Origin of the sequence: Arthrobacter sp. TWP1-1, assembly GCF_049897845.1 — a bacterium.
Classification (GTDB): Bacteria; Actinomycetota; Actinomycetes; order Actinomycetales; family Micrococcaceae; genus Specibacter.
The window spans coordinates 369,558-393,727 of the sequence record NZ_JAFCXC010000003.1; the positions used below are offsets into that span (position 1 = coordinate 369,558).

Below are 24,170 nucleotides of genomic sequence, written 5' to 3' on the forward strand. Positions count from 1 at the left end.
GGGAGGCGGTGGCAGAAACCGCTGGCCAGACTCAGCGGAGTTATCCACAGGTCGGCAAGACGCTCTTACATGACGAGTTCTGATCTGGAACGCTTAGAGCTATGAATACGCCACGGCTGATTCTCTCCTCCGATGTATCGCTCGCCGGCCAAGATTCCCGGATCCTTGCAAGGCTCTGCAGTAGCGGGCGCTACGCCCGTGTCCGGCGCAGCGTCTACGCGGAAGCGGAGGAATGGCACGCCCTGGATGAGCCATCGCGATATGGGTTGCGTGCCGCCGCGTTCCAACTGACCACCAAACGCCAGCCCGTCTTTTGTCTCGAATCAGCCGCAATGCTCTGGGGCTTGTGGATCATGGGGGCGCCACGAAAACTTCACATCCAGACCTCGTATGCGAACGGCGGGCGCAGCCGCGGCGATGTGGCCCGACACCTTGAGAAGCCCGGCGACAACATCGTGGCTTGCGGCCCGCTGCTTTTGACGGACAAGCTCACAACTACCCTCCACCTGATCACCCGGCTGAAGTTTGAGCAGGCCGTCTCAGTCTGCGATTCCAGTCTGCATCTGGTCAGGTACCAGCGGCCCGGCAATATTTTCACACCCGTGGACATCCCCACCGTGGAGCACGACCCCTCCTGGAATCATGATGCACCGCAAGGGCCACCTCTGTTGAAATCAGAGCTGCTCGCCGCTGCCGACGCCCTACCGAAAAAAGCTGCCCGGAACAGGGCCGTCGCCGTGATTGACTTCGCCTCGGGTCTTTCCGGGTCTGCCGGCGAGTCCTTCAGCAGAGTCAGAATGGCACAGCTCGGCTTCATCGCCCCGGAGCTGCAACACGAGTTCGAGCTCCGTGACGGGCGCAAGGCGCTGGTCGACTTCTGGTTTAAGGACCAGCGTAAAGTCGGAGAATTTGATGGACGAGCCAAGTACCTGCGGCAAGACTGGGCTGGAGGGAAGAGCACCGCGGACCGGGTCATCGACGAGAAAAACCGCGAGGACCAGATCCGCGCTCAAAACGTTGGCGTATTCCGATGGACGTGGGCGGAAATGCAGGACCTTGTCGGCTTTGAACGCTTACTCCGTGCCGCTGGCATCCCGAAAAGATGATGCTCACTCAAAAAATGCCACCGCCTCCCATTAATGAGCCCCGTCGGCGGGGTTCATTAATGGGAGGCGGTGGCGAAAACCGCTGAGCTCGGCCGGCAGCATCATCCGGCGCCGCTACTTGCGGCCGATGAACCAGTCCTGCAGCTTCTTCATCCGAGTCTGTAGCTGAGACTCGTTGGCCTGAGCCACGGCGGGTCCGCCGCAAATGCGCCGCAATTCGCTGTGCACCATGCCGTGGGGCATGCCGGAACGCGCACTCCAAGCCGAGACGTTCTTGGCCAGCTCGCCGCGCAGGTCCATGAGCATGCGGTGGTCAACCAGCGGCGGCGCCTCGGGCTCGGGTGCCTCCGGAGACTTCTTGCGTCGCCGCGTTTGCTGGTCGGCCTGGCGCTGTCGCAGCAGTAGGCCCATTTGGTCGGCGTCGAGCAGTCCGGGAATGCCGAGGAAGTCGAGCTCGTCGTCGCTTCCAATGGCGCCGCCGGTACCGAATTCGCCGCCATCGAACAGCACCCTGTCAAAGGACGCCTGGGATTCCAGGGCCTCAAACTTAAACTTCTCCATGGTGTCGGAGGCCTTTTCCTCGCGGTTGGCCTCCTCCATCTCGGCGTCTTCCTCGATGAATCCGTCGGGGTCCTTGTCGGGGCGGTCCAAGGCGTGGTCACGTTCGAGTTCCAGCTGGTTGGCAAGCTCCATCAGGTTCGGCACCGAGGGCAGGAAGATCGACGCCGTCTCTCCCCTTTTGCGGGCGCGCACAAAGCGGCCTACAGCCTGGGCAAAGAACAACGGCGTGGCGGTGGAGGTGGCATAGACACCAACGGCCAAACGGGGCACGTCAACACCTTCGGACACCATGCGGACGGCCACCATCCAGCGCTTTTCACCGGCCGAGAAGGAATCGATCTTGTCGGAGGCCTTCGCATCATCGGACAAGATGACTGTGGGCGACTCCCCCGTGATCTTCTTTAGCTGCGCCGCATAGGCGCGGGCGTCCTCGTGATCGGTGGCAATCACGAGGCCACCGGCGTCGGGCACGGCACGGCGCACCTCGGTGAGGCGCTTATCGGCCGCGGCCAGAACCGCCGGAATCCACTCCCCTGCCGGGTTCAACGCTGTGCGCCAGGCGTGGGCGGTGACATCCTTCGTGACCGCTTCGCCAAGGGTTGCGGCCATCTCCTCACCGGCACTCGTACGCCAGCGCATTTGGCCCGAGTAAGCCATGAACATGACGGGGCGGACCACATGGTCCTTGAGCGCTTCGCCGTAGCCGTAGGTGTAGTCGGCCTTGGAACGGCGAATGCCATCCCTATCCTCGGCATATTCCACAAAGGGGATCGCCGCGGTGTCGGAGCGGAACGGTGTTCCGGTCAGCGACAGGCGCCGAGCGGCCGGCTCAAAGGCCTCACGGATACCGTCACCCCAACTCAGCGCGTCACCGCCGTGGTGGATTTCGTCCATGATGACCAAAGTCCTGGCGGCCTCGGTCTTGGCACGGTGCAGCATGGGCTTGCTGGCCACCTGCGCATAAGTCACGGCAACCCCAACAAAGCCCTTGCCATGGCGGCCGTCGGCGTTCTTGAAGTTGGGATCAATGGCGATGCCGACCTTGGCCGCGGCATCGGCCCACTGGCGCTTGAGGTGGTCGGTAGGCGTCACCACGGTGACCCTGTTGATGATCCCGCGGGCGATCAGCTGCGTCACGATGTGCAGCGCAAAGGTCGTCTTACCTGCACCCGGCGTAGCTACCGCCAGGAAGTCTTTCGGGCTCTCCTGAAAGTACTTTTCCATGGCTTCTGACTGCCAGGCCCTAAGCTTCTGGGCCGTTCCCCACGCTGCGCGTTCAGGGTAGGCCGGAGGCAGGGACGGTCCGCCAAACAAAGTCTCCGTCAAAAAAATCCCGCCATCCTTGTCACATCTTCCACGCTTCCGCACCCGAATCCGGGCACGGCCAAACAACGGCATACACCGCTAAAACTGTTGGTAGTTCGAAACTACTCTTTGGGCTTCTTGGGGCCCTTACCCTTGCCACCCTCGGGCATCAGGCCGTCATAGATGGCCTTGCAATCGGGGCAGACGGGGAACTTTTTGGGATCGCGCCCCGGAGTCCACACCTTGCCACACAGGGCCACAACGGGCTCACCTGTCATGGCCGATTCCATGATCTTTTCCTTGCGCACATAGTGCGAGAACCGTTCGCTGTCGCCCGGCTCAACTTCTTGGCGCTGTTCCTGGCGCTCAATGACGGCTGTTGACCCGCCGCTGCGCTCGGGATTTCCCATGGGATGGTTTTCGAAGGGGTCTGGAGGCAAACTCATGAAACTATTCTAGCGTCTCCGCGTCCGCGACTCACCGAGGTTTGGGAAAGTGGTGCGGCGTTCGTCAATACACGCCCGAAGGTGGTGCGGCGTTGGGCTGTGGGTTGTTAAAGCACGACGCCGGGAGGCGGGTTAAGTGATTAACCCAACTCCCGGCGTGGGTTCGGTGCAATATCTTAGAGACCCTGCCAGACCGGCTTGTTGTCGTAGGCGTGGCGGTAGGTAGCGGCGCCGGAAAGCTTGGACGCCGCGGCCTCGTCAATGATGACTGTGGCACGCGGGTGGAACTGCAGGATCGAGGCCGGGCACGATGCCGACACGGGGCCCTCAACGAAGTCGCGCACGGCGTCGGCCTTGCCCGCGCCCGTGGCAACCAGAACCAGGTGACGGGCATCCATGATGGTGCCAAGACCCTGGGTCACTACGTGGTGGGGAACCTGGTCAATGTTGTCAAAGAAGCGCGCGTTGTCCTGACGCGTCTGCTCGGCCAGGGTCTTGATGCGGGTACGTGAAGCCAGGGATGAGCCGGGCTCGTTGAAACCGATGTGGCCGTTGGTGCCAACACCAAGGATCTGCAGGTCGATGCCGCCGGCAGCAACAATGGCGTCCTCGTACTGCCGGCAGGCAGCCACGATGTCCTCGCTGGCGCCGTCCGGGCCGTGCACGTTCTCCGGTGCAACATCGACGCGGTTGGTGAATTCGCGGCGGATGACTTCGCGGTAGGACTCGTAGTGGCCAACTGGCAAGCCCACGTACTCATCGAGGGCGAAGCCCCTGACCTGTGTGAAATTCAGGCCTTCTTCATCATGGCGGCGAGCCAGTTCGTTGTAGATCGGCAGCGGGGAGGAACCCGTGGCAAGGCCAATTACGGCGTTGGATTTGTTGCGTACCAAGGCCTCGATGGCGTCGGCGGCCAGGGCGCCAATTTCCTTGCTGCTGGGGAGGATGATGACCTCCATGAAACACGCTTCCTTTCAGGGGCACACAGATGTCTGTGCAATTCTCAAATATCGCTGGTCATTGCTGCCTCTAACTCTAGCTATTGCCAGCCGCCTTCCACTAACGGTGACCAAGAACGGTGGCTAACGGTTCACCGAAACCGCAAGCAACAATTCCGGAGCCCGATCGTTGTAGACCTTGGCACCCAGGCGGACGCCAATCACCAGGAACACGGCGCCGAGCACAACACCGACCACCAAGGCCAACCAGGCAAATAGCATTTGCCCTGTTGCCAAGGCCACGACGGACAGAATCAGTTCCGGCAGCACCATCACACCGAGCCCGCCAAACCCGGCCAGCTGGATCAGCGCGGTGGACAAGCCGTTGCCCGGGCGGGTCTTCAGCGGGCTCTCACCCGGCAGCGGTGCGTTCATGGTGAAGCGTGCCGAGAAGACGCTGGCCAGTCCCAGTCCCGAGCCCACAACGCCAAGTACCAGGCCAACGGTCGCCACCAACTGACCTAGGTCTTGAATCAGGATGCCACCAACGACGGCGTACACGAGTCCCAGCGGCAGCGCCAGAACGCCGGCGGCCAGGGCACGTCCGATGCGGTCTGCCCGGCCGTCAACACCCGTGGCGATGTGCAGCGCAAACGCCGTGTTGTCGTAGGAAATGTCGGCACTGATGGACCAAACAACCAGGAACGCCGCCAGTGCCCCGCCGAAGCCCAAGGCCACGCCGAGCGCATCCGACGATCCTGCCTGCGCGCCGGCAAACACAAAGACCAACGGCATCAGCGGAGCTATCAACAAGCCCGCGCTGTACCTCGGATCACGGAACCAGTAGCTCAGGCAGCGAGCGGCAATGGCTCCCGCGGGTGTTGCCGGGAACCAGGTGAAGAAGCCGAGCTTTCCGCCACGGCGCCGGCCTCCGCCGGCGTAGGCCGGAGTTACCAGCGCGCGAGCGAGGCACACCTTCCACACCCAGACGAGGGCACCGATACTCGCCACAGCGATGAGGAATTTCAGTCCGGCGGCACCAAAGTGGCCCTGGGCCACGTCCGCCGGAACGGCCCAGATGGCGCCCAACGGCGTCCATGAGACGGTGTTGGCCAGTGCCGGGAGGTATTCGCGGAGGTTACTCACGCCGTCGGACACGCTGGTGATGATGGGCCCGAGGAACATCAGCGGAAGCAACAACACAATGCCGCTGAAGTCCTTGAAGCGCCGGGTCGAGGCAAGGCTTGCACTGGCCGCCGTGATGGCACGTGAGGCGACGATGCACGTCACGGCACCCACCACGCCACACACGAGAGCCACGAGTGCGGCTAGAGGATGGCGCCACCAGGACGCGGCGGTGCCAATCGAGGCGATCAAGGTTATGGCGCCTGGCACCCCAATGAAACTTGAGACCAGCAATCCGGTCAGCATGGATTTCATCGGGATGGCATAGGTGGTGAAGCGCGCAGGATCAAGGGTCATGTCCAGGCCCGCAGCCACAACAGGGATAATCAGCCAGCCCAGAATCAGCGCCGCACCAGCGAGCACAATCACCGTGCCAATGAATTCGGCTTCACCGGAGCCCATGAGTGCCAGCCCAACGATGACAGTGACCAGCACACCCAAGCCGTAAATGCCGCCAATAATCAGGCCCACTAATTGCCAGGGGCTGCGCTTGAGTGAATTTCGCAGCAGGGTCAGTTTCAGCCTTACGAGGTGCGCAACCATGCCAGCCCTGCACTCTCATTACGGCCGCCAACCAGGTCAACAAACTTCTCTTCCAGGCTCTGGTTGCCCCTGACCTCGGCAACTGTGCCTGCGGCAAGAACACGGCCACCGGCAATGACGGCAACGTGATCGCACATGCGCTGCACCAGATCCATCACGTGGCTGGAAACAATCACCGTGCCACCGGACTTTACATAGTCCTCCAAGATATCTCGGATGTTTGCGGCCGAGACCGGGTCAACGGACTCGAACGGCTCATCCAGGACCAAAAGCTTTGGGGCGTGGATCAACGCGGCAGCCAGGGCAATCTTCTTGGTCATGCCGGCGGAGTAATCCACCACAAGGGTCCCGGCGTCGCGGGTCAGATCAAGTGCGGACAACAAGTCCTTGACCCGGGAACTCACGGTGTCCTGGTCCATGCCGCGCAACAAGCCCGCATACGTCACCAACTGCTCGCCGCTGAGCCGGTCGAAAAGTCGCACACCATCGGGCAGCAGCCCCATGAGCCGCTTTGCCTCCAGGGGCTCCTTCCATACGTCCAAGCCATGGACGTGGACCTGCCCGGCATCCGGACGCAAAAGACCCGTCGCCATGGACAGTGAGGTGGTTTTGCCTGCACCGTTTGGGCCCACCAACCCGTAGAAAGAACCCGCTGGTACATCCAGGTCAATGCTGTCGACGGCGGTCTTGGAACCAAATCGCTTGGTCAATCCGCGGATTGAAAGGGCCGGTGGGCGCCCTTCGCTTGGAGATTGTGCAAAAGAGTTGTTCATGCCCACACACTAACAATCCGGTTTGGTGAAGCGCCTGCTCCCAAAGGATGACATTGCCTGGGCGTTAAATGCCGCGGCTTCGCCGCAACAGGCCCACAACATGAATGAGTGGACCGCTACGGCGAAGCCGATGACGGATGAAGTGCCTGCTAGAACAATGCGCGGGCAAGCGCCTGTCGCGATGCCGAGACGCGCGGGTCACTAACGCCCACCACGTCAAAAAGCTCCAACAGACGTACCCGCACGCTGTCGCGTTCGGGGCCGAAATGTGTGCCGATAAATTTCACCAAACGCGCGAATGCGTCCTCAACATGGCCGCCTGTGACATCAAGATCCGCCACGGCCAACGCGGCCTCGAGATCGTCCGGATCCCCGGCCGCACGGGAACGGAGTTCATCAGCCTGGACCACATTGATTTCGGCTGCGCGACGCATCAGGTGCACCTGCGCCAAACCAATCTTGGCATCGCCATCGTTGGGCTTTTCTGCCAGTGCCTTCTCGTAGCTGGCCTCCGCACCGGCCAGATCTCCGGCGTCGATGGCATCGCGGGCGGCCTGATGCAGTGGCGGAAGCGACGGTTCCGGTGCCGCCTCGGGATCCGGAGCGCCACCAAGATTCCCGGTCACTCCATTGCTGGCCGCGACCTTGAGCAGTTCCTCAAGGAACTCCCGAACCTGCTCTTCTGCAAGGTCGCCTTCAAACATGGGAACCGGCTGGCCATTAATCAGCGCAACTGCGGTGGGCACGGCGGTGATGCCAAAGGCCTGGGCGATCTGCGGGCTGCTGTCCACATCCACCCGGCCCAGCGCAATCCTGCCACCGTATTCGTTCATCAGTTTTTCCAGCACCCCGGTGACCTGGGCAGACTGGTGGGAGCGCCCCGAGCCCAGCGACACCACCACGGGCACCTTCTGTGAAAGCTGGACGAATTCCTGAAAACTCGCCTCGTTTACATCAACGGCGTAGGGCGACCCTGCGGAGGGAGCCCCGGGCGCTGTGGCCCGGTTTTTCAAGGCTGAAAGGTCGACGGCGCCACGGAGGTTGATCCCGGGCGTCCCGTTTGGCGGCATGGGGGTGTTTTGACTCATGAATTCACTCTAACTGTGCCGACCCGCGGCGATGAGACTTCTCGCCGCGGGTGAAACTTGACGAAGCTGGCTTGCAAAGTTCCGGAGCTTACTTGAACGATCCGCCAACGAGGTCGCGGGTAGCGGACAAGATGGTGATCTGGTCCTCACCGCCGGCCGGGGGGATGTACATGACAACGGGCTCGGCATAGTTCAAGGTAAAGCCCTTGGTTGTTTCCGTGCCACCCGTGAAGACGGCGGCATCGGCACCAACGGTCAGCTTGGCGTCTGCCTTGCTGGTGGCGTCAATCCCGAAGGTGTAACCAACCACCACCATGGCGCCACCGTCCGCGGTGCGCAGGGAAACAACAGGGTCGCTGCTGGCCTTGTGACTGAACACGTAACTGGCGTCCTTGGCATCGGCAACAACCTTTTTCTGCAGGTCAAAGACGCTCGTGATGTAGATGCTGTCCTTGAACGAGGCCTTGAATGAACTGTCGTCCTTGGTCAGTCGGTCACTGAGCGCGGCAACTGCTGCATCCGGACTCATCAACAAATCGCTTGTATCGTCCTTGGCTACTTCCTTGGTGCCTTCTTTATCCACGGTGGGAAGCGTCTGGCCGGGAAGCAACGGTGTTGCCTTGACGAGCTTGTAGTTCTCGCGGGCGCTTGCCTGCACCAACGTCAGCAACTGCGGCAATTCGTTATTTTCACCCTTGGTGACGAACATGGCCGAACGTGGCCATGTTTCGGTGGTGGTGACAACCTTGGCCAGCAGAGTTGTTGCATTGACCGGCTCTACGGCAGCCTGCTTCTCAACGGCAGAGCGGATCTTGTAGTTAGCGGTTCGGACCTCCAAGGCCATGCCACCAACTCGCGATTCCAATTCCTTGGCGTTCTTGGCATTGTCGCCTGTTGCAACCACGGAGGCTACCGCGTCGGCGATGCGCTCAACCTGGCTGTCAAGGAGGTTCGGGAAGCCCGTTGCCGGCGCCGTGATGGCACCGGCGGTGGACTGCGCGTCAGCGCTGGCGCTCGGCGCCGGGGTGGTGGCGTCATCGGCAATGGCCGGGCTGACACTGCCAGCCAGGAGCAGTGCCGCCAAAGCGGCGCCCCACCGGGTCTTGGTCTTCGCTGTGTTGGACTTCAAGGAGTCGACCGAACTGTTGTCTACCGAAGCACGGAGCTCTGACTTGCCATCCTTCGTGCCTTCTTCCTTGGAGTCTGCAGCCTTCTTCCGTGCGGCAGCGGACCAACGCGGTTTGCCCTGTTTGGGGCTACTGTCCTGGCCCGAACCGCTTCCGGAACCGGAATCGGAATCGGAATCGCTGCCGGAGTCCTTGCCAGAGTCCTTCTCGGAATCCGTATTGGAAACGCTGTTGGAATCGCTGTTGGAATCCTTGTCGGATTCAGAATTAGCCTTGCCCTGAGGGGCGGCATCGGATGCTGGCTCCGCGTCGTTCTTGGCAGACCCGGCAACATCATCAACAGCGACGTCATCGCCGCGCAAGGAAATAGGTAGGGCCGAGGTGGCGTCGTTGACCGGGACGTTGGCGGCAGCTGCGCCGTCGTTCTTGGGCTTGCCTTCTGCCGCGGCCGCAGCAGCGGCACGCCGGACGTCGGCGATCGTCTCGTGTGTGGGGGCCTGCGGCTCATCCTTGGCGGCCTTGGCGGCATCGCGAGCGGCCAAGATCTTGGCTACCTCAACGGCACCCGTGGACGGATCAGCCGGGCGGCCAGAGGAACGGCGCCCTGCCGCAGCCACGGCCACGGCATTCTTGGACTTGCGCGGCGCGATGAGGAACAGGAGGGCAGCCAACGCTAGTAGCGCCGAGCCAATGACCATGAGCGGTACGGCCCATGGGGTTCCTTCTTGATTTTCCACGGTGATGGAAATGTCTGTGGGGGCAGCGGCCTTACCATCCGAGGAAAGCAGCAGCGCCCAGTCTCCGTGACCGGGAGCCTGCCACGTGTAGCTCATCTCACCGGTGCCCTTTTCTTCGCTGACCCACATGTCGGAGCCGCTTGGGTTGGGCACGGTTTCAGCACCGGTTTTACTCTCGCTGGTCAGCGCAGAGAAGTCCTCATTGGCGGCGCCAACCTTGGTGTAAGCGGCGTCGCCGATCCAACCGGTGATGTCGCCTTCACGGGCAACGGCCAGCTGGATGGGGCCATCATTTTTGATGGTCATGGTGAACTTGCCCTCACGAGTGTCAAGCAGCTCGGGGCCAATGACTGTCAGCGGCGCCGGGCTCGATACTGCCGGGGCACTGGCCGTCAGCGTGGCAGGGGGAAGCCAGATGGTGCGCTGGCCTATACCAGTACCCAACACCAAGAGGCCTAACACGGCCAGGACGATTGCTATTTTTGAACGCAAGAACTTACCTAACATCGACGGAACACTGCTGTGGTCGTTATTTCAAGGGTAACCGAACCGTTATCTAATGGTCATGCATCTTTGACTATTCTCACGTTTTCCAGCTCGTGGCTCTCCAACGGAACCGGTCCACGCTGGTACTCTCGAGGCACAAATGAGAATCGCAACACCTGCGCCCGCCCCGATCCAAAGGCAAAACCGTGAGCCCGTCCCCTGAATCAAGTCCAACTGGCCCTGAGGACACCCCGGCCGTTCACAACGCGAACAAATCCCAGTCCCCGGACGACGCCGGACAAACCTCACCTTCCGCTGTTGCCGGTGACACACCGGCTGCCTTCGACGCAGACGGTACTGCTGTGGCCGCCCCGGTTGCCGCCGAAGCAGCAGCCCTGCGTGCGAGCAAGCAGGCTGCGCCAAGAGGGTGGCGGGCCTGGGTGTTGAAGGCGGTACGACAACCGATTCCTGGCGCCCAGCCTCGGGTTCGCTTTGATCTTCCGATTGAACCCGGCGCGCAAGAGACACCCCTCGCGGTGGAGGCTTCGCAGACATGGAGCATGTTCCGGCACCCCATTTACTTCGGCTTCATGGGCACCCTCGGTGTAGGCATCGCCTTGTTCCTGAATTACATGTTGGCCAACACGGAATCGCTGCTGTTGTGGATCGTGACGGCACTGTTTATTGCCCTGGGGCTTGATCCAGTGGTCCGCTGGTTGGAAAGGCGGAAGGTGCCTCGCGGGCTCGGCATTGTCATTGTGTTGTTGGCCTTGTTGGGAGCCGTGGCAATCTTCTTCGCCACTCTCATCCCCACCATCATTGAGCAGACGACCCAGTTGGTGAACAAGGCCCCTGGCTGGATCAGTGATTTCCTGAATTCAGAGTTCTTCAAACAACTGGACGTCCAGTATCACGTGTTGGATACCGTCAACGAGCAGGTGGCCAAGTTCTTCCAGGACGCACAGGCCGTGGGCGGCATCTTTGGCGGCGTCGTCGGCGTTGGCACAACGATCGCCAACGGCCTGTTTGGCACCTTGATTGTCCTAGTGCTGAGCCTGTATTTCCTGGCTTCACTCCCTGCGATCAAGAAGTGGGGCTACCGACTGGCCCCCCGCTCGCGCCGCAACCGGGTTGAGGAACTGAGCGAAGAAATCACCCGTGGAGTGGGCAACTACGTCATCGGCCAAGTCTGCGTCGCCGTTCTGAACGCCGCCTTCGCCTTTATTGTCATGACGATCCTCGATGTCCCGTTTACGGTCCTGCTGGCCTTCGTGGTGGCGTTGATGGCGTTCATCCCCTTGGTCGGCGGCACCATCGCGGCCGTTATTGTCATTGCCGTGAGCTTGACCGTTGGATGGCAGACTGCTCTTATCTACGCCATCTGCTACCTGGCGTACCTGCAGTTTGAGGCGTACTTTGTCTCACCGCGCATTATGCAAAAAGCCGTGGCGGTGCCTGGTGCAGTTGCCGTTATCTCCGTCATTGCCGGAGGCAGCCTGCTGGGCATACTAGGAGCCCTGATTGCCATTCCTACAGCGGCCGCGGTCATGCTGCTGGTCAAGGAAGTCTTTATTACCCGCCAGGACAAGCTGTAGCGTTGCGTCTTCCCGGCGCCAGACCAGCTAGGTGCCGAGAAAGGCTAGATAGCCGGAACTGAGGCGACGGGACCGTGCCATTCAGCCGGCAACGTCACCTCGGCGCCCAGCACGGTGGATGCGATTTCATTGAGGGCTCTGGCGGCAAACTTCTCGCCAACCCACAGGTGCTTTGCACCATCCACGGGCACCATCGTGGCCTGCGGGACGAGGGCAAACCGCTCCGCCGCCTCTTCCGGGCGCAGGTAGTCATCAAATTCGGGGACCAGCACCGTCAAGGGTTTAGCGACCGTGGCCCAGCTCATCAGGTCAACATCCTGGGCCCGGTGCAGCGGCGGAGATAGTAGGATTGCGCCCTCCACCGATTCGACGACCGGGGATACAGCCCCATACTTGAGCACAAGCTCGGTGCCAAAGGACCAGCCCACGAGCCATCGGTTGGGCAGTCCGCGTTCCACAGCAAATTGCACGGCCGCCTCGACGTCTAACCGTTCCCCGATGCCTTCCTCGAACGCACCTTCACTGGTGCCGCGCGGCGAGGTGGTGCCTCGGGTATTGAAGCGCAACACCGCGATGCCTGCTAACGCAGGGAGCCGATACGACGCCTTCTTGTACACGTGGGAATCCATGAATCCGCCGTGGGTGGGCAGCGGGTGGAGTGTGATCAGCGTGGCCTTGACGACGCCGTCGGCCGGCAGCGCCAGCTCCCCCACCAGGGTCAGACCATCGGCGGTGTGCAGCTCGATGTTCTCCCGCACGGCCGGCAGGATGCTGGAGGCCCGGATGGGACCGGTTGCCTCGGAGAAAATAAGGGTGGCGGGGTCGAATTCCATGCCTTCCAGCCTACCTGTAGCGAAAGCTGCGTCCGCGCCAGCAGTTGCTGTGCCAGTGGCGGCGATCCCGCAGGCCAGCCTCGTTACCAAACATGGCATCTTCCTGCCAGACCACCAGATGGGGCACGCCCGGGGCGATCTGGTGATGGCAGCCGGGGCAGGTGTAAACCTTTTGCGCATTTCCGGCGCTAATGGTGCCTACGGCCCAGACGCCGTCGGGCGCGGATTCTGTTGCCGGAATGCCCATGCGTGCCCGGTTGAGATCCAATCCGCCGGCACCGGTGGAATCGCTTGCCCGTCCGGAAGATGTTCGACGGCGGCGGGGATGGTTGGAACGGGGCATCTCACCATTGTGCCGCACGGGCGGGCACCAGGCGAAGCCGGCGCCAGCGGCTTAACCTTAGGAGCGCGTGTGGGCCCACGCGCCCGAGGGCCCCGAGACGAAGACGCGCCAGCGGCTTAACCTTAGGAGAGCGTGTGGGCCCACGCGCCCGAGGGCCCCGAGACGAAGACGCGCCAGCGGCTTAGTCTTGGGAGGGCGTGGGGACTAGAGTGGAGCGCGTGCGTTTAGTCATTGCCAAGTGCTCCGTCGATTACGTCGGACGCCTTAAAGCCCATCTTCCCCTCGCCGTACGGCTGCTGCTGGTCAAGGCCGACGGCTCCGTCCTTGTGCACTCCGACGGCGGCTCCTACAAGCCGCTGAACTGGATGAGCCCACCGGCGACCCTGCGAACCGTGGGGCCCGCGGACACCGAGCTTGAGGACGGCGTCATTTCCCAGTGGATCGTCAAGTCCACCAAGGCCGATGAGCAGCTCATCATCAACATCTATGAGGAGCTGCACGATTCCAGCCATGATCTGGGCACCGATCCTGGATTGATCAAGGACGGCGTTGAAGCGGACCTGCAGCGACTCCTGGCCGAACAGATTCACCTCCTGGGCGCCGGCTTCACGTTGATCCGTCGCGAATACTTCACCGCCATCGGACCCGTGGATATTCTGGCCAGGGACTCTTCAGGAGCCACCGTGGCCATCGAGCTCAAGCGCCGTGGCGACATCGACGGCGTGGAGCAGCTGACACGTTATCTGGAGCTGCTCAACCGCGATCCACTCTTGGCCCCAGTCCGTGGCATCTTTGCCGCCCAACAGATCAAGCCACAGGCTAAAACCTTGGCCAATGATCGTGGTATCGAGTGCAAGACCCTTGATTACGACGCCATGCGCGGCGTAGATGACAGCGCCTCACGCCTTTTCTAACGGCTTGGACGTGCAGCCTGACTAGACTTGAGACATGACTGCTCCCACTCCTGCACCCGTGTCCGAGAAATTCCTCATCCAAGGCGATGTTGTCACAGACAACGGCATTGTTGAGGGCGGACTGCTCGCCATTGAGGGGGACCGGATCGTATATGCAGGGCGCGCTGACCACTTTGACGAGCCAGGCTTCGACGCCGACGAGATGGATGCGGCCAACGTCATCTCGCTTCCCGCCGGACAGCGGATCCTGCCGGGCTTGATCGATGTTCACAACCACGGCGGTAACGGTGGAGACTTCCCCAGCGGCGACGAGGCCTCGGCCCGCGTGGCCGTAGACTTCCTGCACCGGGCCGGCACCACAACCCTGCTGGCCAGCATGGTGACAGCCTCCCCCGAGGACCTCCTTAAGGGCATCGGCGTTTACGCCAATTTGACCGACGAGGGGCTCCTGGCCGGCATTCACCTCGAGGGCCCATTCCTCTCGCACGCACGCTGCGGCGCCCAGAACCCGGCTTTCCTGCTCGATCCGGACATGGACCTCACGGTCGCGCTCATCGAGGCCGGCCGGGGCGCCATCACCACTATGACGTACGCCCCCGAACTGCCTGGGGCTGAGGAATTGGTGGACCTGCTCACCAACCATGGCATCACCCCGTCGCTGGGGCATACCAACTGCGATACCGTCACCGCTGCAGAATCACTTGAACAGGCTCGCGAAGGCATGGATTCTGCCGGGTTCGACGGCGTGTCCGGGCGTCCCACGGTCACGCACCTTTTCAACGGCATGCCGCCCATGCACCACCGGTCCCCCGGCCCAGTCGCAGCATGCCTGCGTATTGCCAGCGCAGGGAACGCCGCCGTCGAACTTATTGCCGACAACACCCACTTGGATCCCGAGACCGTCAAGACTGTTTTTGCCCTGGTTGGCGCCTCGAACATCTTGCTGGTTACCGATTCCATGGCGGCGGCGGGTCTTGCCGACGGCCAGTACATGCTGGGCCCTTCACCTGTCACCGTCGAGAACGGCGTAGCCACCCTTGACGCGACCGGATCCATTGCCGGCGGTACGGCGACCTTGCTGGATGTGGTTCGGTTGACCACTGCGGCCGGTGTTGATTTCACCGATGCACTCATGTCCGCGACGGCTGTTCCAGCCGCAGTTCTAGGGCTCACCGACGAGGTGGGATCCCTGCGCCGGGGCCTGCGTGCCGACGTGCTAATCGTTGACGACAAGCTGGCCCTGCAGCGGGTCATGCGTGCCGGGCAGTGGCTGAATTAGTTAGTATTTCAGACCCTTTTCCACTACTCGGAGATCCAGCGCGGTGGTTTCAGGAGTTTAGCCACGGAGCGCACGGATATGTTGGGCATATAGGCCTGTGCGACGGCGCCTCCCATGGCCGGCAGCGACAACGGATCCTGGTACATCAGATACCAGGATGTGTGACGGGGCTTGAACCGCTGTTTGAAATTCGCCAGAGACGCAAACCCGTAGAGGGGTTCCAGGGTTCGGGCTAGGAGGCCAAGAACCCGGCCGAGGTTGTTGTCCTGTTCCTGGGCGTTGGCCAACGGGGATCCCGAGAGCGAGATGTAGTCCACCGTTTCCTTGAAGTGTTGCACGGCTGCGGCGATCAGGAATTCCATCACCCCGTTGTACGCGCCTGTATTGCGGCGCATGAAATCCAGCGTCCAACTCACCACCTGACCTTCTGCAAATACCGGCAGCCAGCTTGTGACGGCATGAATTCGTCCCGCCTCGTCAATGGCAAGACACAGCTGAACGTTGTCATCCTTGAGCTCCTCAAGGCCACCGAGTGTGAACCCCAATTCAGGCAGTGACTGTCCCGATACCCAATCCTCGGAAATCTCATGAACTTGCGTTCGCTGTCCTGAAGTCAACGACGAGTAAGTACTCCAGTGCGCGCTCACGCCAAGTTTCCCTGCCTTGTTGACGGCCGTTCGAATGTTCTGCCAGTCCTTGCCCTTGAAGTCCATGCCGTGCACATCTAGGAGCGTTTCCGCGGCAACAGGAATCCGGTGGAATCCACGCGCTGCCAGCGACTCAACCGTCGGCTCAGCCACCGAGTAAAAGCACGGTGTCAGCGACTCATGGCTGCAATAGTCCAGAAATTCGGCCAGAGCTTGCTCGGCATCTCCGGCAACACCTACGGGATCTCCCACAGTCACAGCCACACCATTGTGCACCTGGTAGGCAATGCACGCTGTTCCGGCGTCGTTGAACCAGTATTGATTCCCTGGCCACAGCGTCATCCAGGACAAGGTTCCACCGCCCCTGTACACCAGCGCTTTTGCTCTCTCGTGCTGATCCGCGCCGCTGCGGCGTGCCCGGCTCAAGAACACGCCTAAGATGCTCACCCCGCTGACCAGCCACAGCAACGCCCCGCCAAAACTAAACAACAATTCGGAAAGGAAGCCGTGGGGATACACACTCTCTGCGTAGGTAAAGGGGAACGGGTAGGGAAGAACAATCCGGGGAATGCCAGCCAACAAGCCCAGCATGCCCAGCCGCCCGTCCTCGTTTCCTTCGGCCAACCACACCACCGAGTAAAGGCCAATGAACGCCATCACAAACAGCGGCAGGAAGACCGCCGAGCGTCGGCGCAACGCAGGATCGGGGTCAACCCGGAAATGGCGTCGGCTGGCCACGAGGAGTCCGGCAATAATCATGGGCACAAGAACTACAGGTAGCAGGTTCCATACAGACTCGCTGACGTCCAATGTCCGATGGCCATGGCGCAGCGGCATGCCAAGGCCGGCAAAGACCTGGAAGTAAAACGCTGAGATGACACCGATCAACAGATGCGCATAGACGGCCACCCAGAGAGCCAAACGATTTCCCCGTCGCATGCCTTCCGCACAGGCCAACAGCAACACCATGGGCATCAGCGCCACCGCATGGCCGCCGGCCCCCAACATGCCAAGGTTCTCCACTGCGTTGTGGCAGGCTGCCGCCAAACACCCGCCGGGCCATTGCTGGGGATTTGGTTCCTGGCTCGTGATCCAGGTCCGCAGCACGGCGAGCGGACCTTCGGGAACATGAGCCAGGGCAGCGACGACGGGGCCAATCGCGAAGACCGCAACAATCAAGGCCAGGTTCGTCCGAACTTCCCGGGAGGTGGAACGGCTGATGACACCCTCACCGACGGCAGGCAGGAACAGCCTCCCTAGGGCCAGCCCCGCCACCACTGCCAGCAGGATAAAGACGTGCTGCGCGTGGCCAACATAAACGCTGAGCATAAGCGAGATGGCGAGCATAAGAACTCGCAGGCGCCGCCGCCACAGCAAGCTGATGGTTTGACTGGCAGCCATCAAGGCCCCGGCAGAGGCAGCAAAAGGTCCAAGCAGCGTTGCGCGATCCAGCCCGGCTGGCATGTCTAGCCCGGTCCAATTCGTCACCGCCATGAGCAGACCATAGAGGACAACTCCGGCCACCTGGGTTGAAATAAACAGTGCCGCAACGCGTCTGGTTCCGACAGTAGATTCGGCGAGACCGAGCACTAGGGCCAGCACGGCGACGGCCAGCAGCATCGATGCAGTATTTGAGCTCAGGAAAAGCGTTGAAAAGGCGTTCCACCATGAAACCCTCAGCAGATCGGTGGCTTGGAATCCCCAGAAACCCGCCGTGTTCCCGCCCAGCCTGTCAAGGAACGCGCCCGACACCACATGGACAACTACCGTGGCGGCTATGAGGGATAGGGTCAAGGGCATCCGACGGGACAAGCGCAGGAGACGTCGCACCATGTTCTGCACGCCAGTCGCTTCCGGCTCCATCAAGGCAGGCCCAGACCACTGAAAATGAAGGCCAGTCCGTGAGGCAGCGCGGCATTGACCACGGTCCAGGAATGGCCGCCCGGATAGCTGGCAGCTTCGATGGTCATGCCCGCTTGACGGCTGGCTGTTTGGAGTATCTTCACGTTGGCAGAATACTGCGCATCTTGTGCGCCGGCGGCAAAGAACCCACGCACCTGGGGGTACTTCTTCTCTTCTAGCAGAGTCAAGGGCACCTGGGCATCGAAGGCAGCAGCATTCCCGTGGAAGGCCCTTTGGATCGTAATTGATCTGTCGACCGCCAACGCCGGTTCTCGTTCAGGGGACACCGCCATGAACGAGGTGAAGACGTCCGGGTGCCGCGTCACCATCTGCACGGCACAGGTACCACCATAAGAGAAGCCACCAACGGCCCAATGCGCCGGGTTGGCATCAACATCCAGATTTCCCTTGATCCACGCTGGAACGTCCTTGGCCATGTACGTATCAACCTCGCCCAGCGATGAATTCAGGCACATGGTGTTGGCGGCATCGCTGCCGTTCGGATCGGGAATCACCACAATGGGAGCCACTCCCCCATGGACGTCCGCGTAGGAGTTGAGCGTGTTCACCAGATCGGAGGAACGCAACCATGAATCCGGTGCGCCGGGCTGGCCGCTCACCAGGACCAGAACAGGAAGCACTGGTCGGTTGGGTGCTGAATACGCTGGCGGCAAGTACACAATGGCATTCCTCGCATGGAAGCCCGAATCAGTGCCTGGAATCTTCACGGAGATGACACTCCCCTCGTTTGGTAACTCTACGCCTCCCGTCCACCGTGCCGAAAGAGTTGTGTTCATGAATTGTGATCCAGGTGCGAACTGCATGCGAGGAGGCGCGGCTTCAGCGATCTGCAGGGGAGGTACGAACAATGTCCCCACGGTCGGATATTGCCCAAAGGAGGCATTGACCTGAACGCCAACGAACACCATGACAAGAAGCGTAGCGACAGCGCCACAGGAACGGCGCAGCCTTGAGGCCTGGCCGAGTGCCGGGTTCGGTTGGTGGCGGCGCAACCCCGCCAACGCCGTCGTGCTTCCCAAGGTGATGGCCCACACGAGGAGAGCTACATAGAAAACTACTGTGGCGGGAAGATCTTCAGCCCACCAGTAGAACACGTGGATGACGGCCCAGCAAGCCACTATGCTCAACAGCGTCGATCCGGCAGCGGATATGAGCACAAAGACCCACCAGGTGCCTGAACGCCGGAGCAGAAGAAAAAGGATAGCCACGCCAGCCATCAAGGCCGAGATTATGGGGACGGGCCCGTCGATCAGGCTCAGTTCATTCATCCAGCTCACAGGAACGCCGCATTCTCTCAAGTTGATCCACACAAAGAGGTGGAGGCAAAGAGAGACTAGCCAAGCTGGCTGGAATTTTCCTGCGATATGTCTGGGTGCGAGCCGGGGACAGCAGGCTGCGTGGGCGTCCTAGCGCCAGGTACCGACGCCCGTATGAGGTCCGGCCTCAAGCCACGACGACAAGCCTGCGTAGGCGCCAAATTTCATGGCCAGCAGAACTTCCTGCCCCTCATAGGAAAGGACCACAATGATCGCTCCTGGCGGAACGCGGGTCAGTTCCTGCTCACTGGGCTCGCGGCGGCCAATCAGTGAGATCTTGCTGCGCGCCATGGTCTTGGCTGGCAGCGGACTTAACGAAAAAAGCCGCAGCCATTCAAGGCCCGACTCCCGGTAACGACAAACCCCCATCGCCCAGCGATTACTCACCGTGGAAATGGAGGCGTCCACCGTGCCCAGGGCGCGCCGCAACATGATGCGACGCACCCCAAACAGGCACAGTGTTATAACAACCAGCAGGAAAATTCCCGCCAGTGCGATGAACGCGATAAGGGCTTCGTTCATCAATTGATTGCTAGCGAATCCCTGAGCCAGACGTTGCGCCGTCTTTCAACTGCGCATTGTCGGCAACGATCACGACTCGGTTTTCATCAACCGAGAAGAAGCCACCGTCCACTTCAACTAAGAAGCGGGCACCGTCAACGGGTGCGATCTCCAGCAAGCCCGGCGCCAAAACTGCAAGCAACGGGGAGTGACCGGGCAAAATGCCGATCTCGCCCTCGCTGGTGAACCCCTTCACAAGGGTCGCCGCACCGGACCACACAGCGTGGTCCGCCGCTACGATTTCAACTTCGAGGTTAGCCATGACTACTTCGTCGATTCCTGGATTTTAGCCCACTGACGCTCAACATCATCCATGCCACCGATGTTGAAGAACGCCTGCTCGGCAATGTGGTCAACGTCGCCGTCGCAGATAGCCGTGAAGCCTTCAATGGTGTCCGCAATGGAAACCGTGGAGCCTTCTTCGCCCGTGAACTGCTTGGCCGTGTAGGTGTTCTGCGACAGGAACTGCTGGATACGGCGAGCACGCGATACAACGATCTTGTCCTCTTCACCGAGCTCATCGATACCGAGGATAGCGATGATGTCCTGAAGTTCCTTGTTCTTCTGCAGGATCTGCTTGACACGGACAGCCGTGTCATAGTGAGCCTGGCCAACGTACTGCGGGTCAAGGATTCGTGACGTGGACGTCAATGGATCGATGGCCGGGTACAGACCACGAGAAGCGATTTCACGGGAAAGTTCCGTGGTCGCATCCAAGTGGGCGAAGGTCGCGGCCGGGGCCGGGTCCGTGTAGTCATCTGCAGGCACGTAAACGGCCTGCATGGACGTGATGGAGTGACCCTTGGTCGAGGTGATGCGCTCCTGAAGGAGACCCATCTCATCGGCGAGGTTGGGCTGGTAACCCACGGCTGAAGGCATACGGCCCAACAGCGTGGAAACTTCTGAACCGGCCTGCGTGAAACGGAAGATGTTGTCAATGAAGAGCAACACATCCTGGTTCTGCACGTCACGGAAGTACTCAGCCATGGTCAAAGCCGACAGAGCAACGCGAAGACGCGTTCCCGGCGGCTCATCCATCTGACCGAAGACCAGCGCGGTGTCCTTAAGAACACCTGCTTCTTCCATTTCAACCCAAAGGTCGTTACCTTCACGGGTACGCTCACCAACACCGGCGAATACCGAAGTACCACCGAAGTTACGAGCAACACGGGTGATCATTTCCTGGATCAGAACGGTCTTACCGACACCGGCACCACCGAACAAACCAATCTTTCCACCCTTGATGTACGGGGTGAGCAAGTCAATGGACTTGATACCGGTCTCGAGCATCTCCGTGGAGCCCTCGAGGCTGGCAAATGCCGGAGGCTTGCGGTGGATGGGCCAGCGCTCGGAGATGTTAAGCTCCGATTCCTTCACGTCGAGGGGTTCGCCCAAGACGTTGAAGATGTGACCCTTGACGCCGTCGCCAACAGGCACGGAAATCGGGGCACCCGAGTCCAGCACGCTGGTACCGCGGACAAGTCCGTCGGTAGCCTGCAGGGAGATGGCGCGAATGACGCCGTCTCCGAGGTGCTGGCTGGTTTCGAAGGTGATGGTCTTCTTTTCACCATTGAGATTAATCTCGGTGGTGAGTGCGTTGTAAATGGCGGGAATGCCGTCAGCCGGGAATTCGACGTCGACAACCGGGCCGATGACGCGCGCAATGCGGCCTGTGGCACCGGCCTTCGCAGCGGTTCCCTGCTCGTTAAGTTGGGCAGTCATCTCTCTCACTTCACTTGTGTAGATGGCATTGAATAAGTATGAATTGGGCTGCTAAGACGCGTTGAGCGCATCTGCGCCCGCAACAATCTCGGAGAGCTCCTGCGTAATCTCAGCCTGGCGGGCGTTGTTACGAAGACGCGTGTACTTCTTGATCAGATCGCTGGCGTTATCACCGGCAGACTTCATGGCCCGCTGGCGTGCCGCGAGCTCGGAAGCTGCGGCCTGCAACAATGCCGAGAAGATGCGCGACTCGATGTACCGCGGCAACAAGGCGTCCAAGACGTCTTCAGCCTGCGGTTCGAACTCGTACAGCGGCAACAGGTCAGCCGAGGACTCAACTTCTTCCTCAACAACTTCCAGCGGCAACAAACGAATTACTGTCGGCTCCTGAACAACCATTGACTTGAACTGGGTGTAAACGACGTGAATTTCATCCACGCCACCCTCTTCGAAGTCGGTGGCGAAGTCCTGCAGCAGGACCTCGCGCAGTTCACGTGCAGTTTCAAATTGCGGGGCGTCGGTTCCACCGGTCCACACCTTGACGTAATCGCGGCCACGGAAGTCGAAGTACGCCTGTGCCTTGCGGCCGACCAAATAGGTCGAGACGTCCTTGCCTTCTTCGTGCAGCAATTCAATAAGGTGCTCTGCCTGCTTCAAAACGCTGGCGGAGTAGGAACCGGCAAGACCACGGTCTGAGGTCATGACCAATACCGCAGCCCGGCGGATCTGCTCGGGCTCGGTGGTCAGTGGATGATCAACCTCGGACTGGGACGCAACAGCAGAAACGGCACGGGTAATCGCATTGGCATACGGCAACGAAGCCGTGACACGTACACGTGCCTTACCAATGCGGGACGCTGCGATAAGTTCCATCGCCTTGAAGATCTTTTGCATCGACGTGGTCGATGAGATCTTCTGGCGGTAAACCCGTATCTGGGCTCCCATGTTTATCCTTTCCTTATCCTTTACTTAGCTTGCCGGCCCTCGCGGGCCGACAAGCTAAGTAAGAAATGGTGTCAGCGTTTCTGCTTGACGATCTTTTCCTGGTCGACTGCTTCAGCGGCAAGTGCGCCGAACTCTTCGTGGCCGGCGCCGACCAACTGGTCGTCGCCCTCCGCGAAGAAGCCCTTCTTGAAGGAGGCGATATTGGACTTGAGTGCGTCAACAGTCGAGGGTTCCAGCAGGTTGGTTTCAGCCAACGTGGTCAGGACCGAGGTCTTGTGGCGCAGGTGCTCGAGGAATTCGCTCTCAAAGCGAAGAACATCCTCGACCGGAACATCGTCCAGGTAACCGTTGGTACCGGCCCAGATTGAAACAACCTGATCTTCGACCGGGAACGGTGCGTACTGACCCTGCTTGAGCAGTTCCATCAGACGCGCACCACGGGTCAGCTGCTGCTTGGTAGCAGCATCCAAGTCCGAGGCGAACATGGCGAATGCCTGCATGTCGCGGTACTGAGCCAGGTCCAGCTTCAAAGTACCGGCGACCTTCTTCATGGCCTTGACCTGTGCTGCACCACCAACGCGGGAGACAGAGACACCCACGTCAACAGCGGGACGCTGGTTGGCGTTGAAGAGGTCCGACTGGAGGAAGATCTGACCGTCGGTGATGGAGATGACGTTGGTCGGAATGTAAGCCGATACGTCATTAGCCTTGGTCTCGATGATCGGCAAGCCGGTCATTGAACCTGCACCGAGCTCATCAGAGAGCTTGGCACAACGTTCGAGCAGACGGGAGTGCAGGTAGAACACGTCACCGGGGTAGGCTTCGCGTCCCGGCGGGCGGCGCAGCAACAGTGAAACTGCGCGGTAAGCCTCGGCCTGCTTGGACAGATCATCAAACACGATCAGAACGTGCTTGCCGGCGTACATCCAGTGCTGGCCAATGGCCGAACCGGCGTACGGAGCCAAGTACTTGAAGCCGGCCGGGTCAGATGCAGGGGAGGCCACGATAGTGGTGTACTCCAGTGCGCCGTGATCAGCCAAGGTCTGGCGAACGGCAGCGATCGTCGATGCCTTCTGGCCAATTGCTACGTAAACGCAGCGAACCTGCTTCTTGACATCTCCGGAAGCCCAGTTGGCCTTCTGGTTGATGATGGCGTCGACGGCCAGGGCCGTCTTACCTGTCTGACGGTCACCAATGATCAGCTGACGCTGGCCACGGCCGATCGGGATCATGGCGTCGATTGCCTTCATACCGGTCTGCAGCGGTTCGTGAACCGACTTGCGCTCGGTAACACCGGGGGCCTGAAGTTCCAGGGCACGGCGGGTATCGGACTCGATCTCGCCCAGGTCGTCAATCGGCTGACCCAAGGGGTCAACGACGCGGCCAAGGAAGTTATCGCCAACCGGCACGGAGAGGATCTCTCCGGTGCGGTGGACTTGCTGGCCTTCGGCGATGCCGTTGAAGTCGCCAAGGACGACCACGCCGATCTCGCGTGTGTCCAAGTTCTGGGCCAGGCCCAGTGTGCCGTCTTCGAAACGAAGAAGCTCGTTGGCCATGACGGAGGGAAGACCCTCCACCTTGGCAATGCCGTCACTTGCCGTGGTGACGCGGCCAACCTCGACGCGCTCTGCGTTGCCCGGTTCATAGGACGCTGCGAACTCATTCAAGGCATTCCGGACGTCGTCGGCATTGATGGTCAAGTCGGCCATCTGCAGTCCCTGCTCTCCTAAGTTGTGGCTGCCACCAAAATAATTTTCGGTGGTGGCAGCCTAAGTGTTTGATTCAGTCTGTTGTGGA

The 24,170-nt window shown here is 60.7% G+C and carries 20 protein-coding genes; 4 read left to right on the forward strand and 16 right to left on the reverse strand.

Going from position 1 to position 24,170, the window contains the following annotated elements; genetic code table 11:
- The first annotated feature begins 101 nt into the window (after positions 1-101).
- Entirely contained in the window at positions 102-1,106 is a 1,005-nt protein-coding gene (locus ACP7B9_RS08135; RefSeq protein WP_425862373.1) for a hypothetical protein, read from the forward strand.
- A 114-nt stretch (positions 1,107-1,220) separates the two neighbouring features.
- On the opposite strand, the gene ACP7B9_RS08140 is transcribed toward ACP7B9_RS08135, so the two are convergent.
- The 7 genes from ACP7B9_RS08140 to ACP7B9_RS08170 form a co-directional block, all read right to left on the reverse strand.
- Positions 1,221-2,993 (reverse strand): DEAD/DEAH box helicase, encoded by a 1,773-nt coding sequence (locus tag ACP7B9_RS08140; RefSeq protein WP_425862374.1) that lies wholly within the window; start codon positions 2,991-2,993, stop codon positions 1,221-1,223.
- A gap of 101 nt (positions 2,994-3,094) precedes the next feature.
- On the reverse strand, positions 3,095-3,418 hold the full coding sequence (locus tag ACP7B9_RS08145) for a DUF3039 domain-containing protein (RefSeq protein ID WP_425862375.1): 324 nt from the start codon (positions 3,416-3,418) through the stop codon (positions 3,095-3,097).
- 176 nt (positions 3,419-3,594) lie between these two features.
- Entirely contained in the window at positions 3,595-4,377 is a 783-nt protein-coding gene (nagB, locus tag ACP7B9_RS08150) for a glucosamine-6-phosphate deaminase (protein ID WP_425862376.1), read from the reverse strand.
- 123 nt (positions 4,378-4,500) lie between these two features.
- Entirely contained in the window at positions 4,501-6,084 is a 1,584-nt protein-coding gene (locus tag ACP7B9_RS08155) for a transporter (RefSeq protein WP_425862378.1), read from the reverse strand.
- On the reverse strand, positions 6,066-6,857 hold the full coding sequence (locus ACP7B9_RS08160; protein WP_425862380.1) for an ABC transporter ATP-binding protein: 792 nt from the start codon (positions 6,855-6,857) through the stop codon (positions 6,066-6,068). The genes ACP7B9_RS08155 and ACP7B9_RS08160 overlap by 19 nt, the downstream gene beginning before the upstream one ends.
- A 149-nt stretch (positions 6,858-7,006) precedes the next feature.
- Positions 7,007-7,945, reverse strand: coding sequence for a tetratricopeptide repeat protein (locus tag ACP7B9_RS08165; protein ID WP_425862381.1), 939 nt, complete (start codon positions 7,943-7,945; stop codon positions 7,007-7,009).
- A gap of 88 nt (positions 7,946-8,033) precedes the next feature.
- The gene (locus ACP7B9_RS08170) at positions 8,034-10,301 is read right to left on the reverse strand and encodes a hypothetical protein (protein WP_425862382.1); all 2,268 of its coding nucleotides are present in this window, start codon (positions 10,299-10,301) and stop codon (positions 8,034-8,036) included.
- A 200-nt stretch (positions 10,302-10,501) separates the two neighbouring features.
- Between ACP7B9_RS08170 and ACP7B9_RS08175 the strand changes: the two genes are divergently transcribed.
- Entirely contained in the window at positions 10,502-11,890 is a 1,389-nt protein-coding gene (locus ACP7B9_RS08175; protein ID WP_425862384.1) for an AI-2E family transporter, read from the forward strand.
- Positions 11,891-11,934: 44 nt separating this feature from the next.
- Here ACP7B9_RS08175 and ACP7B9_RS08180 read toward each other — a convergent pair whose 3' ends face one another.
- Together ACP7B9_RS08180 and ACP7B9_RS08185 are read right to left on the reverse strand one after the other, a co-directional pair.
- The gene (locus ACP7B9_RS08180; RefSeq protein WP_425862386.1) at positions 11,935-12,723 is read right to left on the reverse strand and encodes an alpha/beta hydrolase; all 789 of its coding nucleotides are present in this window, start codon (positions 12,721-12,723) and stop codon (positions 11,935-11,937) included.
- 10 nt (positions 12,724-12,733) lie between these two features.
- Positions 12,734-13,066 carry a hypothetical protein gene (locus tag ACP7B9_RS08185; RefSeq protein WP_425862387.1) on the reverse strand — a complete coding sequence of 111 codons (333 nt, stop codon included), beginning with the start codon at positions 13,064-13,066 and terminating at the stop codon, positions 12,734-12,736.
- Positions 13,067-13,284: 218 nt separating this feature from the next.
- On the opposite strand from ACP7B9_RS08185, the gene nucS reads away from it, so the two are divergent.
- Both nucS and ACP7B9_RS08195 read left to right on the forward strand, forming a co-directional pair.
- The gene (gene nucS, locus ACP7B9_RS08190; RefSeq protein ID WP_425862388.1) at positions 13,285-13,980 is read left to right on the forward strand and encodes an endonuclease NucS; all 696 of its coding nucleotides are present in this window, start codon (positions 13,285-13,287) and stop codon (positions 13,978-13,980) included.
- A 34-nt stretch (positions 13,981-14,014) separates the two neighbouring features.
- Positions 14,015-15,259 carry an N-acetylglucosamine-6-phosphate deacetylase gene (locus ACP7B9_RS08195; protein WP_425862389.1) on the forward strand — a complete coding sequence of 415 codons (1,245 nt, stop codon included), beginning with the start codon at positions 14,015-14,017 and terminating at the stop codon, positions 15,257-15,259.
- 23 nt (positions 15,260-15,282) lie between these two features.
- On the opposite strand, the gene ACP7B9_RS08200 is transcribed toward ACP7B9_RS08195, so the two are convergent.
- The 7 genes from ACP7B9_RS08200 to atpA form a co-directional block, all read right to left on the reverse strand.
- Positions 15,283-17,739, reverse strand: a complete 2,457-nt coding sequence (locus tag ACP7B9_RS08200) for a bifunctional lysylphosphatidylglycerol flippase/synthetase MprF (RefSeq protein WP_425862571.1) — start codon at positions 17,737-17,739, stop codon at positions 15,283-15,285.
- 29 nt (positions 17,740-17,768) lie between these two features.
- Positions 17,769-19,097: an alpha/beta hydrolase-fold protein gene (locus ACP7B9_RS08205; RefSeq protein ID WP_425862390.1), complete on the reverse strand. Its 1,329-nt coding sequence runs from the start codon at positions 19,095-19,097 to the stop codon at positions 17,769-17,771.
- Between the two features lie 138 nt (positions 19,098-19,235).
- Complete coding sequence (locus tag ACP7B9_RS08210) at positions 19,236-19,667, reverse strand: DUF2550 domain-containing protein (protein WP_425862391.1); 432 nt, start codon at positions 19,665-19,667, stop codon at positions 19,236-19,238.
- A gap of 10 nt (positions 19,668-19,677) precedes the next feature.
- Positions 19,678-19,968: a F0F1 ATP synthase subunit epsilon gene (locus tag ACP7B9_RS08215; RefSeq protein ID WP_425862393.1), complete on the reverse strand. Its 291-nt coding sequence runs from the start codon at positions 19,966-19,968 to the stop codon at positions 19,678-19,680.
- 2 nt (positions 19,969-19,970) lie between these two features.
- Entirely contained in the window at positions 19,971-21,428 is a 1,458-nt protein-coding gene (gene atpD / locus ACP7B9_RS08220) for a F0F1 ATP synthase subunit beta (RefSeq protein ID WP_425862573.1), read from the reverse strand.
- Between the two features lie 51 nt (positions 21,429-21,479).
- Positions 21,480-22,373, reverse strand: coding sequence for a F0F1 ATP synthase subunit gamma (locus ACP7B9_RS08225; RefSeq protein ID WP_425862394.1), 894 nt, complete (start codon positions 22,371-22,373; stop codon positions 21,480-21,482).
- Positions 22,374-22,444: 71 nt separating this feature from the next.
- Positions 22,445-24,082 carry a F0F1 ATP synthase subunit alpha gene (gene atpA, locus ACP7B9_RS08230; RefSeq protein WP_425862395.1) on the reverse strand — a complete coding sequence of 546 codons (1,638 nt, stop codon included), beginning with the start codon at positions 24,080-24,082 and terminating at the stop codon, positions 22,445-22,447.
- Between the last annotated feature and the right edge of the window lie 88 nt (positions 24,083-24,170).

Excerpts from the sequence above, each read along its gene's own strand:
- ACP7B9_RS08195 (WP_425862389.1), top strand. The coding sequence starts at position 14,015 with ATGACTGCTCCCACTCCTGCACCCGTGTCCGAGAAATTCCTCATCCAA.
- ACP7B9_RS08225 (WP_425862394.1), bottom strand. The coding sequence starts at position 22,373 with ATGGGAGCCCAGATACGGGTTTACCGCCAGAAGATCTCATCGACCACG.
- ACP7B9_RS08185 (WP_425862387.1), bottom strand. The coding sequence starts at position 13,066 with ATGCCCCGTTCCAACCATCCCCGCCGCCGTCGAACATCTTCCGGACGG.
- nagB (WP_425862376.1), bottom strand. The coding sequence starts at position 4,377 with ATGGAGGTCATCATCCTCCCCAGCAGCAAGGAAATTGGCGCCCTGGCC.
- ACP7B9_RS08145 (WP_425862375.1), bottom strand. The coding sequence starts at position 3,418 with ATGAGTTTGCCTCCAGACCCCTTCGAAAACCATCCCATGGGAAATCCC.
- ACP7B9_RS08180 (WP_425862386.1), bottom strand. The coding sequence starts at position 12,723 with ATGGAATTCGACCCCGCCACCCTTATTTTCTCCGAGGCAACCGGTCCC.
- ACP7B9_RS08210 (WP_425862391.1), bottom strand. The coding sequence starts at position 19,667 with ATGAACGAAGCCCTTATCGCGTTCATCGCACTGGCGGGAATTTTCCTG.
- ACP7B9_RS08215 (WP_425862393.1), bottom strand. The coding sequence starts at position 19,968 with ATGGCTAACCTCGAAGTTGAAATCGTAGCGGCGGACCACGCTGTGTGG.
- ACP7B9_RS08160 (WP_425862380.1), bottom strand. The coding sequence starts at position 6,857 with ATGAACAACTCTTTTGCACAATCTCCAAGCGAAGGGCGCCCACCGGCC.
- ACP7B9_RS08135 (WP_425862373.1), top strand. The coding sequence starts at position 102 with ATGAATACGCCACGGCTGATTCTCTCCTCCGATGTATCGCTCGCCGGC.
- ACP7B9_RS08155 (WP_425862378.1), bottom strand. The coding sequence starts at position 6,084 with ATGGTTGCGCACCTCGTAAGGCTGAAACTGACCCTGCTGCGAAATTCA.
- ACP7B9_RS08205 (WP_425862390.1), bottom strand. The coding sequence starts at position 19,097 with ATGAATGAACTGAGCCTGATCGACGGGCCCGTCCCCATAATCTCGGCC.
- atpA (WP_425862395.1), bottom strand. The coding sequence starts at position 24,082 with ATGGCCGACTTGACCATCAATGCCGACGACGTCCGGAATGCCTTGAAT.
- ACP7B9_RS08200 (WP_425862571.1), bottom strand. The coding sequence starts at position 17,739 with ATGGTGCGACGTCTCCTGCGCTTGTCCCGTCGGATGCCCTTGACCCTA.
- ACP7B9_RS08165 (WP_425862381.1), bottom strand. The coding sequence starts at position 7,945 with ATGAGTCAAAACACCCCCATGCCGCCAAACGGGACGCCCGGGATCAAC.
- atpD (WP_425862573.1), bottom strand. The coding sequence starts at position 21,428 with ATGACTGCCCAACTTAACGAGCAGGGAACCGCTGCGAAGGCCGGTGCC.